Raw genomic sequence first — 11211 nt, 5'->3', positions numbered from 1 at the left:
ATGCTGGCGTACATTTTTCGGCGACTGCTGCTGATCATCCCGACCCTGTTCGGCATTCTGCTGATCAACTTCGTGATCATCCAGGCCGCGCCCGGCGGGCCGGTGGAACAGATGATCGCCAAGCTCGAAGGCTTCGAAGGCGCCACCAGCCGCATCGCCGGCGGCGGTGCCGAAGTGTCGGTGGCCGGCTCTTCCTATCGCGGTGCGCAAGGGCTGGACCCGGCGCTGATCAAGGAAATCGAGAAGATGTACGGGTTCGACAAGTCGGCCCCGGAACGTCTGTGGATCATGGTCAAGAACTACGCCCGGCTGGATTTCGGCGACAGTTTTTTCCGCGACGCCAAGGTCATCGACCTGATCAAGGAAAAGATGCCGGTGTCGATCTCGCTGGGGCTGTGGAGCACGCTGATCATGTACCTGGTGTCGATTCCGCTGGGGATCGCCAAGGCCACGCGGCACGGTAGTCATTTCGACGTCTGGACCAGTTCGGCGATCATCGTCGGTTATGCGATCCCGGCGTTCCTGTTTGCGATTCTGCTGATCGTGGTGTTTGCCGGCGGCAGTTATCTGGACTGGTTTCCTCTACGCGGCCTGACCTCGAACAACTTCGATGAGCTGAGCCTGGGCGGCAAGGTTCTCGATTACTTCTGGCACCTGGCGCTGCCAGTGACGGCGCTGGTGATCGGCAACTTCGCGACCATGACCCTGCTGACCAAAAACAGCTTCCTCGACGAAATCAACAAGCAGTACGTGGTCACCGCCAAGGCCAAGGGCCTGACCCGCCACCGCGTGCTCTACGGCCATGTGTTCCGCAACGCGATGCTGCTGGTGATTGCCGGTTTCCCGTCGGCGTTCATCGGCATCTTCTTCACCGGTTCGTTGCTGGTGGAAGTGATTTTCTCCCTCGACGGCCTTGGTCTGATGAGTTTCGAAGCGGCGATCAACCGCGATTACCCGGTGGTGTTCGGCACCCTGTTCATCTTCACCCTGCTGGGGCTGGTGGTGAAACTGATCGGCGACCTCACCTACACCCTTGTCGATCCGCGCATCGACTTTGCCAGCCGGGAGCATTGAGATGAACCTGTCCCCTCTCAACCGCCGGCGTTTCGAACTGTTCAAGGCCAACAAGCGTGGCTGGTGGTCGCTGTGGCTGTTTTTGATCCTGTTCGGCCTGAGCCTCGGTGCCGAGCTGATCGCCAACGACAAACCGCTGGTGGTGCACTACGACAACAACTGGTACTTCCCGGCGATCAAGCGTTACCCGGAAACCACCTTCGGCGGCGAATTCCCGCTGGAGGCCAACTACAAGAGCCCGTACATCCGCGAACTGCTCAAGGCCAAGGACGCGTGGGTGCTGTGGGCGCCGATTCCGTTCAGCTATCAGAGCATCAACTACGACCTGAAAGTCCCGGCCCCCGCCCCGCCGTCGGCGGACAACCTGCTGGGCACCGACGATCAGGGCCGCGATGTGCTGGCGCGGGTCATCTATGGCTTCCGGGTGTCGGTGCTGTTCGCCCTGACCCTGACCGTCCTCAGCTCGATCATCGGCGTCATCGCCGGCGCCTTGCAGGGTTTCTATGGCGGCTGGGTCGATCTGGCCGGCCAGCGCTTTCTCGAGATCTGGTCGGGTTTGCCGGTGTTGTACCTGCTGATCATCCTCGCCAGTTTCGTCCAGCCGAATTTCTGGTGGCTGCTGGGAATCATGCTGCTGTTCTCGTGGATGAGCCTGGTGGACGTGGTGCGCGCCGAGTTCCTGCGCGGGCGCAACCTCGAATACGTGCGCGCGGCCAGAGCGCTGGGCATGCAGAACGGCGCGATCATGTTCCGCCACATCCTGCCCAACGCGATGGTTTCGACCATGACCTTCATGCCGTTCATCCTGACCGGCGCCATCGGCACCCTCACCGCCCTGGACTTCCTCGGTTTCGGCTTGCCGGCCGGCAGTCCGTCGCTGGGTGAACTGGTGGCCCAGGGCAAATCCAACCTGCAGGCGCCGTGGCTGGGCATGAGCGCGTTTGCGGTGCTGGCGCTGATGTTGAGTTTGCTGGTGTTCATCGGCGAGTCCGCTCGCGATGCCTTCGACCCGAGGAAGTGACATGAATCAGGACAATCTGATCGAAATCCGCGACCTGGCCGTCGAATTCGGCATCGGTGATCGCGTGCAACGGGTGGTCGAAGGCGTGAGTTTCGACATCAAGCGCGGCGAAACCCTGGCGTTGGTGGGCGAGTCAGGCTCGGGCAAGTCGGTGACGGCGCATTCGATCCTGCGCCTGCTGCCCTACCCGCTGGCGCGGCATCCGGCCGGCAGCATCAACTATTCAGGGCAAAACCTGCTGGAGCTGGGCGAAAAGACCATCCGTCACATTCGCGGCAACCGGATCGCGATGATCTTTCAGGAGCCGATGACCTCGCTCAACCCGCTGCACTCGATCGAGAAGCAGATCAACGAAGTGCTGGGCATCCACAAGGGCCTGACCGGCAAAGTCGCGACCAAGCGCACGCTGGAGTTGCTGGAGATGGTCGGCATCCCCGAACCGCACAAGCGCCTCAAGGCCCTGCCCCACGAATTGTCCGGCGGCCAGCGCCAGCGAGTGATGATTGCGATGGCCCTGGCCAACGAGCCGGAACTGTTGATCGCCGACGAGCCGACCACTGCGCTGGACGTGACCGTTCAGCTGAAAATCCTCGACCTGCTCAAGGAATTGCAGGCCCGATTGGGCATGGCGCTGTTACTGATCAGTCACGATTTGAACCTCGTGCGAAGAATTGCGCATCGTGTATGTGTCATGCAGCGCGGTTGCATCGTCGAACAGGCATCGTGCGAAGAGCTGTTCCGTTCGCCGCAGCATCCGTACACTCGGGAACTGCTTGGCGCGGAGCCCAGCGGAGGCCCGGCGAGCAATAAAATCGGGGCGCCGCTGCTTGAGGTCGAGGATCTGAAAGTCTGGTTCCCGATCAAGAAAGGCCTGCTCAAGCGCACGGTGGATCACGTCAAGGCAGTGGACGGCATCAATTTCAGCCTGCCTCAGGGTCAGACCTTGGGGATTGTGGGAGAAAGCGGTTCCGGCAAATCCACCCTCGGCTTGGCGATCCTGCGGTTGATCGGCAGCAAAGGTGCGATCCGTTTTGAGGGCAAGCAGCTAGACTGCCTGACGCAAAGCGAAGTCCGGCCGTTGCGCCGGGAGATGCAGGTGGTGTTTCAGGATCCGTTTGGCAGCCTGAGCCCGCGGATGTGCGTGAATGACATCGTTGGCGAAGGCCTGCGGATCCACAAGATGGGCACCGCCGCCGAGCAGGAAGCGGCAATTATTGCGGCATTGAAGGAGGTAGGTCTGGATCCGGAAACCCGGCACCGCTACCCCCACGAATTTTCCGGTGGGCAACGGCAGCGAATTGCCATAGCCCGGGCTTTGGTGCTCAAACCGGCGCTGATCCTGCTGGACGAGCCGACTTCGGCCCTCGACCGGACGGTGCAGCGGCAAGTGGTGGAGCTGTTGCGTTCACTGCAAGCCAAGTACAACCTGACGTATTTGTTCATCAGCCATGACCTGGCTGTTGTGAAAGCGCTGAGCCACCAGTTGATGGTGGTCAAGCATGGCCAAGTGGTCGAACAGGGAGACGCGCAAAGTATCTTTGCCGCCCCCCAACATCCGTATACACAGCAGTTGCTGGAGGCCGCTTTCCTGGCACCAGCCACTGCGCAATAACCTGAAAGAGGAGCAACACATGGGTTTTCTCGCCGGTAAGCGCGTACTGATCGTCGGTGTCGCCAGCAAGCTGTCCATCGCATCCGGCATCGCTGCCGCCATGCATCGCGAGGGCGCTGAGCTTGCCTTCACTTATCAGAACGACAAACTGAAAGGTCGCGTAGAAGAGTTCGCACAGGGCTGGGGTTCGAGCCCTGAGCTGTGCTTCCCGTGCGACGTGGCCAGCGATGAAGAAATCGCCAAGGTCTTCGAAGAACTGAGCAAGAAGTGGGACGGCCTGGACTGCATCGTGCACTCCGTCGGCTTCGCCCCGGGCGACCAACTGGACGGCGACTTCACCGAAGCCACCACCCGTGACGGTTTCCGCATCGCTCACGACATCAGCGCCTACAGCTTCGTGGCCCTGGCCAAAGCTGGCCGCGAAATGATGAAAGGCCGCAACGGCAGCCTGCTGACCCTGTCGTACCTGGGCGCCGAGCGCACCATGCCGAACTACAACGTGATGGGCATGGCCAAGGCTTCGCTGGAAGCCGGCGTACGTTACCTGGCCGGCTCCCTGGGCCCGGACGGCACCCGCGTCAACTGCGTATCGGCCGGTCCGATCCGCACCCTGGCCGCTTCCGGCATCAAGAACTTCCGCAAGATGCTGGCCGCCAACGAAGCGCAAACCCCGCTGCGCCGCAACGTCACCATCGAAGAAGTCGGCAACGCCGGCGCCTTCCTGTGCTCCGACCTGGCGTCGGGCATCAGCGGTGAAATCATGTACGTGGACGGCGGCTTCAACACCACCGCCATGGGCAACATCGAAGAGTAATCTTCGCGCTGCCGATAAAAAGCCCGCCTATTCAGGCGGGCTTTTTCATGCCTGCGATTCCAGGCAACGGGCGAACAACTGTTGAATCGGTTGAGAACGCTGGCTGTAACGCTGCAACACCACCATCTCCCGATAAAACGTCAGTTCTCCCAGTTCGATCACCCTCACCTTCAGCGGATGCTCCAGCCATAGCCCGGCCTTGGGCAACAACGAAACCCCGAGCCCGCACTCGACCATCTTCACGATCGCTTCCAGCTCATCCAGCTCAAGCGCTACGTGGACATCAATCCGCTGCTCGCGCAGAAACTGCGTCACCAGCCGTCCACCAAACGAGTTGCGGTCATAACGCACGTGAGGATGCTCCGCCAGCAGTTGCAGCGGATCATCGCCCTCGACCGTTGTCGGCACGATCAGCACGAACGGCTCGCGGCGAATCACCTGCGCCGACAGCTCCTTGGGCAATTCGAACGGTGGCTTGATCATGATCGCCAGATCGACTTCCCCGGCATCCACCTGGCTCAACAGATTCAGCGACACACCCGGCACCAGTTTCGGCTCCACGCCCGGCGCCTGTTGCCGCAAGCGCAATAACGCCTGAGGCAACAACCCGGTCTGTGCGGTCGCCACGGAGCCGATTCTCAGCTCACCGCGAAACTCGCTGACATCTTCGCTGATCGCCATGCGGCTGAAGGTGGCGAGCATTTCCTGCGCCATCGGCACCGCGCGCTGCCCTGCCGGATTAAGGATCGCCTGTCGCCCGGTGCGATCGAACAGGCGCACGCCCAAGGCCTGCTCCAGATTGCGGATCTGTGCGCTGACCGCCGATTGTGTCAGGCCGATATGCAGGCCGGCGGCGGCAAACGTGCCATGCCGCGCCACCGCCAGAAAGGTTTTCAGTTCACGCAGCATGGGCGCCTCGACTGATCGAAATAATTTGAGCTCGGCGCAAAAACTATCGTCTTTCAATCGAAAAGCACAGCGCTAGACTCAGTTCATTCCAACCGTTGATAGAGACCATGCCTATGTCACTCAGCCCTTTCCATCTGGCCATTCCGGTGTACGACCTCGCCGCTGCCCGGCATTTCTACCGTGAAGTGTTCGGCCTTGAGGAAGGTCGCTCCAGCGATCACTGGGTCGACTTCAACTTTTTCGGCCATCAACTGGTGATTCACCTGGCGCCGAAGAACGCCTCGCAGGAGGCGGCGCACACCAACGCCGTGGACGGGCATGACGTGCCGGTGCCGCATTTTGGTGTGGTGCTGGGGATGGAGGAATGGCATGCGCTGGCCGAGCGTTTGAAATCACTGGGCACGCAGTTTGTGATCGAGCCGGGAATCCGGTTTCAGGGGCTGGTGGGCGAACAGGCGACGATGTTCCTGTTTGATCCGTGCGGCAATGCGCTGGAGTTCAAGGCGTTCAAGGATATCGGGCAGTTGTTTGCCAAATAGCAGCCAGGGACATCAGTAGAAACTCGCCTACGTCGAATTTCTACTGATACGGCCTTCGATGGAGCCAGATTAAAGTCGGATCCCCAGTACTTGCGGAAGTCGGGATGTATTTCCCAAGTCACTGGCGACAAGGAGTCTCTGCCGACCCGATTGAATGCACACGTCGTACACCAGACTTTCCTCAACCCGCTGGAAAAGCCCTTGATCGCCGAAGCCAGAATCAATCGCCCCACCCGCGCTGAGGCGCCCCACGTAAGCCTTTATACTCCCCCCCGCCTCTCCAGCGAAGACAATGCCCTTATCCGACTGCACAACGACTGACCGGCAAATCACATATAACCCGGGAAAGTCCGCCCGAATATCAATAGTCGCGGCTGTGCCATTATTGAAGGCAGGATCTGTCACACCTTCAGCCGTCACTCGGGATACGGCTGCGACTGAACTACCATTCACCTGTGCATTGCCCACACAGATAATCGTGTCTCCGTCGACAATCATTTTCCCCATCGCGAGACCGCTTGCCGACTCCCAATACCCTGCTCTGCCGAACGACGAGTCAAGAGCACCTGTAGAGTGAAACCTGCCCACCGCCTTCGTTGTTTTGGTGTCTCTTGTGACGGTGCCTCCCACGAGGATTTTTGCATCGTCGGTGACAGCAACGCTTTTGCCGTCAGATCGCTCGTCATTGAATAGGATATTCACAAAGCCCTGCCCACCGAATGCGCCATCAGGATCTCCGGTGGACATAAAGCGATATAGCACCAGTTCGTGCTCGGTAGTGCTGCTGTTGAGCCGGTTCACCAGTACCAGTATTTTTCCGTCAGCTTGAAGACATCCCGCAGGAAGCGACATATCAATATCCGGTAACACCCTGGTGCGAAAGACAAGGTCAGGACTACCGCCCACGTTGAACCGGGTAATCGCAGTCTGACGCTTAAACGGGTCATCCCCCACTTTCCCAAGCAAAATAACCTTGCCATCCGGCTGCATGATGAGTTCGGTCGGTAGGGAATCAACACCAGGAACAAACGACCATTTGCTGACCCCGTTCTGGCCATACTGAGTATCCAGCCCGCCGTCTGAAAAAATGCGATAGAGCCAACACTGACTTGAAACCCAGACAGCGACCAGGTAAGCACCTTGGCCATCTGCGACAATCGCTCTGATTGATCCTTCACCGCTTGGAATATCGAGAACACCCTGTGCTGCGAATTGCGGGTCAAGCTCGCCGGGACCGGCAACAAGGATCGAATTACTCTGACTGGTCATATCGTTCTTCTCCTGAAAGACAATCCTTTCTCTCTTCCGAAGAACTTCATCTATATCTCGGGGAGTTCGAAAGGGGCAACGTATGCGCTGCACCCTCGTACTATTACGTTGACGCGGTCACTTCGGCACCTGTCAGGAATGACAGTAAAAGTACCTTTTAATGCCAGATCGATGTCGTTACAGGCCTTGAAAGCACTAACAACGCTTCAACGCCTGCTTGTGCTCATACATCGCTGCATCCGCATCCGCCAGCAACTTGTCCACGGTGTCATGGCGCTGCGGGTTGTATTCGATCTGGCCGACGCTGAAGCGAATCGCGTAGCCCCGGTGCAACGTGGCATTGCGCTCTTCGAGGATTTCCTTGAGTCGCGCCATGATCGCCGTGGTTTCGACGTGGCTTGAGCCGGTCAGCAGCGCCACGAACTCATCGCCGCCCAGGCGCCCGACCACATCGCTCTCGCGAAAGGCGATGCGCAGCACATCAGCGAAATTCTTCAGCGCGCTGTCGCCCTCGGCGTGCCCATAAAGGTCGTTGATCTGCTTGAAGTCATTGAGGTCGAAAAACAGCAGCGTCGCCGGTTTTTCCAGGCGTGCGCAGGCGTCGAGCGCGTGCTGGGCCAGCATCTTGAAGCCGCGACGGTTGGACAGCAGCGTCAGCTCGTCCATGCTCGCCATCTGCACGGCCATCAGTTCCTGCTCGGCCATGCCGGCCAGATCACGCAGCAAGGCGCGCTCTTCGTCGTCGAGTTCACGGGGTTTGGTGTCGATCAGGCACAAGGTGCCCATCTTGTTGCCGTTGGGCACGGTCAGCGGATAACCGGCGTAGAAGCGGATGTTCGGGTCGCCGATCACCAGCGGATTATCGTGAAAGCGCTCGTCATCGCGGGCATCGCGCACCAGCAGCAGTTCGTCCTTGAGAATCGCGTGGCCGCAGAACGAAACGTCCCGCGGGGTTTCGGTGGCGTCCAGGCCCACGCAGGACTTGAACCACTGCCGATCCTTGTCCACAAGCGTGACTAGTGCGATCGGCACGTTGAACAGACGCTTGGCCAGTCGCGTCAGCCGGTCGAAGCGCTCCTCCGGGGCGGTGTCGAGCAGTTTCAGATCCTGCAGCGCTTGAATACGCACAGCTTCATTGGCGGGTTTGCCGGGTACCAGCATCACACACTCCTTTGTCGTCGATGCAGTTGAGCGTAGACCGAATCAGCAATGACTCAACTTCTCATCCGCCGGCCACCGGACACGGCCCGCCTGCATCGGCCCACAGTTTGAACTGGGTCACGAAGATATCGTGCGGCACCGGCACCGGCGCGCGCCCTGCCCCGGGATTCCAGCCCCAGAGCACCAGTTTGTCTTCGTTGACGTGCTTGATCAGCGCGGCGAAATCCCGGTCGCCGTTGCTGGCGCGATCCTTGATCATCGCGCACAAGCGATCCGGCGGCAGACCGATCCAGGCCATTTTGTGCGCGGCCGGCGGCAGGCTCCAGTGCGGCGCCCCAGGTGGCGCATGAGGGCCGTAACTGGCCGGCGGGTTGCTTTCGGCGTGGCAGGTGGCGCACGGCAAACCGGCCGCGCCCTTGCCGTCCATGCCGCGCACCACGCTCATGGCGTGGGGAATGCCGGCGTCGAACTGTAACGGTGAATCCCCGGGGATGTGACAGTTCTGGCAACGCGGGCTCTGGAAGACTTTCTGCACCGTGCCGAAGGCCTTCAAGGCTTCCTGATCGTCGGCAAACAGATCCGAGGCGTAACCGCCCAGCCCAAGCAGAATCACCGTGCCCAACAACAGATGTCGTTTCATCTCACACCCCCGACAATAGCAGCGGCAGTTCCCGCAGGCGCTGCCCGGTCAGGGCGAACACCGCGTTGGCCACCGCCGGCGCCGTGGGCGGCACACCGGCCTCGCCGATGCCGCCGGGTTTGTCGGTGCTCGGCACGATGTGCACCTCGACCACCGGCATTTCATTGAGCCGCAACACTTGATAATCGTGATAGTTGGACTGCACGACATGGCCGTCCTTGAGCGTCAGTTTGCTGTGCAGCGCCATGCCCAGGCCGAAGGTGATGCACGACTCCATCTGCGCCGCAATGCTCTGCGGGTTGACCGCAATTCCGCAGTCCACCGCGCAGACCACGCGATGCACGCGGATTGCCAGATTGTCCTGAGACACCTCGGCCACTTGCGCCACGTAACTGCCGAACGATTCGTGCACCGCCACGCCCAGCGCATGGCCGTCCGGCAGCGGGGCTTTCCAGTTGGCCTTCTCCACCGCCAGATTCAGCACGCCGAGATGCCGGGCGTGATCCTTGAGCAGCGTTCGTCGGTACTCCACCGGGTCCTTGCCCGCCGCCGTGGCCATTTCATCGATCAGCGACTCCATGACAAACGCGGTGTGGCTATGGCCCACCGAGCGCAGCCAGAGCACGTTGATCCCGGTGGTCGGCGAGTGCAGATCGACCTGATGATGGGCCAGTCCTTTGATGTACGGGCTGTCTGAAACGCCTTCGACCGACGTCTGGTCGACGCCGTTCTTGACCATGGTTTTCTCGAGCATGGTGCCGGCCATGATCGACTGCCCGACCAGCACATGCTGCCAGGCCAGCGGCATGCCGTCGGCGCCGAGGCCGATCTTCGCCTGATGCAGGAACATCGAGCGGTAGTAACCACCGCGAATATCGTCCTCACGCGACCACACGGTTTTCACCGGCATCGCGGCAGCCTTGGCCACTTGCACCGCTTCGGCGACAAAGTCCGAGGTCGGGTTGGCCCGCCGGCCGAAACCACCGCCGAGGAATTCGGTGTGGATCTCCACCTGCTCCGGCTTGAGCCCGGTGATCTTGCCGGCGACCATCTGATCCAGCGTCTGGAACTGGGTGCCGGTCCAGATCTCGCACTTGTCGGCGCTGATCTTCACCGTACAGTTGAGCGGTTCCATCGGCGCATGGGCCAGATACGGCACGCTGTATTCGACGTCGATTTTCTTCGCTGCCTTGCCGAAGTTGCCCTTGGCATCGCCGGCCTGCGCCGCCGAAGTGCCCGGCGTGGCCGCCAGTTTGCGGAAACTCGCCAACAGCTTTTCACTGCTCAGATCAGCGTTCGGCCCCAGGTCCCAATCGACCTTCAGCGCATCGCGACCGAGCTTCGCCGCCCAGTAATGCTCGGCGACCACGGCTACACCGGTCGGCACCTGCACCACTTTGTGCACGCCGGGGATCGCCAGCGCCTCAGCGCCTTCAAAGGATTTCACCGTGGCGCCGAACGCCGGCGCTCGGGCAACCATCGCGGTCATCAATCCCTCGAACTGCACGTCCATGCCGAACTTGGCGCGGCCGGTGATTTTTTCCGGGGTGTCGAGGCGTTTGGTGGGTTTGCCGATGACTTTCCAGTCCTTGGCTTCTTTAAAGGTGATCGACTTCGGATCCGGCACCGGCAGTTGCCCGGCGGCATCCGCCAGTTCGCCGTAGGTGGCGCGGTTGTCGCCGGCAATCACCACGCCGGATTCAGTGCGGATCGTCGACGGCGCCACGTTGAAACGCTTGGCCGCCGCCTCGATCAGCATCTGCCGCGCCGTGGCGCCCGCGAGTCGATATCGGTCGAATTCCATCCAGGTTGAAGTGGAGCCGCCGGTAATCTGCATCCCGCCAAAACCGGGCATGCCGTAATCGGCTGCCGAAGCTGGCGAGTGCTCGACGCGGATCTTCGACCAGTCGGCGTCCAGCTCTTCGGCGATCAACATGGTCAGGCCGGTCCAGATGCCCTGGCCCATTTCCGAATGGCCGAGCAGCACGGTGACGCTGTTGTCCGCTGCAATCCGCAGGAACGCGTTCGGCGCAAACACCTTGCCTTCATTCTCGGCCGCCATGGCAAAGCGGTTGCCGCCGGGCACCGCGAACGCCACCACCAGACCACCGCCAAGCACCGCACTGCCCTTGAGAAATCCGCGACGGGATACAGGACTGTTCATCACTCACC

Annotated in this window: 10 protein-coding genes; 5 read left to right on the top strand and 5 right to left on the bottom strand. The window is 60.7% G+C overall.

The annotated features are described in order from the left end of the window. Genes ABTV87_RS11780 through fabI form a run of 4 tightly spaced genes read left to right on the top strand, consistent with a single transcriptional unit; the run spans window position 1 to window position 4521 of the window. Complete coding sequence (locus ABTV87_RS11780) at window positions 1–1074, top strand: microcin C ABC transporter permease YejB (protein WP_007956943.1); 1074 nt, start codon at window positions 1–3, stop codon at window positions 1072–1074. 1 nt (window position 1075) lies between these two features. Further along, window positions 1076–2095 carry an ABC transporter permease gene (locus ABTV87_RS11775; RefSeq protein WP_007956945.1) on the top strand — a complete coding sequence of 340 codons (1020 nt, stop codon included), beginning with the start codon at window positions 1076–1078 and terminating at the stop codon, window positions 2093–2095. Window position 2096: 1 nt separating this feature from the next. Next, window positions 2097–3707: an ABC transporter ATP-binding protein gene (locus ABTV87_RS11770; protein ID WP_007956946.1), complete on the top strand. Its 1611-nt coding sequence runs from the start codon at window positions 2097–2099 to the stop codon at window positions 3705–3707. Between the two features lie 19 nt (window positions 3708–3726). Further along, complete coding sequence (gene fabI / locus ABTV87_RS11765; RefSeq protein WP_007956947.1) at window positions 3727–4521, top strand: enoyl-ACP reductase FabI; 795 nt, start codon at window positions 3727–3729, stop codon at window positions 4519–4521. A gap of 45 nt (window positions 4522–4566) precedes the next feature. Here fabI and ABTV87_RS11760 read toward each other — a convergent pair whose 3' ends face one another. Further along, window positions 4567–5430: a LysR family transcriptional regulator gene (locus tag ABTV87_RS11760; RefSeq protein ID WP_433899562.1), complete on the bottom strand. Its 864-nt coding sequence runs from the start codon at window positions 5428–5430 to the stop codon at window positions 4567–4569. A gap of 113 nt (window positions 5431–5543) precedes the next feature. Between ABTV87_RS11760 and ABTV87_RS11755 the strand changes: the two genes are divergently transcribed. Continuing rightward, the gene (locus ABTV87_RS11755) at window positions 5544–5969 is read left to right on the top strand and encodes a VOC family protein (RefSeq protein WP_007956949.1); all 426 of its coding nucleotides are present in this window, start codon (window positions 5544–5546) and stop codon (window positions 5967–5969) included. 69 nt (window positions 5970–6038) lie between these two features. Here ABTV87_RS11755 and ABTV87_RS11750 read toward each other — a convergent pair whose 3' ends face one another. The 4 genes from ABTV87_RS11750 to ABTV87_RS11735 form a co-directional block, all read right to left on the bottom strand. Then, entirely contained in the window at window positions 6039–7238 is a 1200-nt protein-coding gene (locus tag ABTV87_RS11750; protein WP_221533084.1) for a hypothetical protein, read from the bottom strand. A 195-nt stretch (window positions 7239–7433) separates the two neighbouring features. Further along, the gene (locus tag ABTV87_RS11745) at window positions 7434–8399 is read right to left on the bottom strand and encodes a sensor domain-containing diguanylate cyclase (protein ID WP_433899561.1); all 966 of its coding nucleotides are present in this window, start codon (window positions 8397–8399) and stop codon (window positions 7434–7436) included. A gap of 61 nt (window positions 8400–8460) precedes the next feature. After that, the gene (locus tag ABTV87_RS11740) at window positions 8461–9039 is read right to left on the bottom strand and encodes a hypothetical protein (RefSeq protein ID WP_085608968.1); all 579 of its coding nucleotides are present in this window, start codon (window positions 9037–9039) and stop codon (window positions 8461–8463) included. A gap of 1 nt (window position 9040) precedes the next feature. Then, a complete protein-coding gene (locus tag ABTV87_RS11735; protein WP_433899560.1) occupies window positions 9041–11203 on the bottom strand; it encodes a molybdopterin cofactor-binding domain-containing protein in 2163 nt (720 codons plus the stop codon). Between the last annotated feature and the right edge of the window lie 8 nt (window positions 11204–11211).

It is taken from the genome of Pseudomonas sp. PSE1(2024), from assembly GCF_050990555.1.
Lineage (GTDB): Bacteria > Pseudomonadota > Gammaproteobacteria > Pseudomonadales > Pseudomonadaceae > Aquipseudomonas > Aquipseudomonas aphyarum.
The sequence above is the reverse complement of the archived record's forward strand: the minus strand, read 5'-3'. Positions and strand labels throughout refer to the sequence as shown.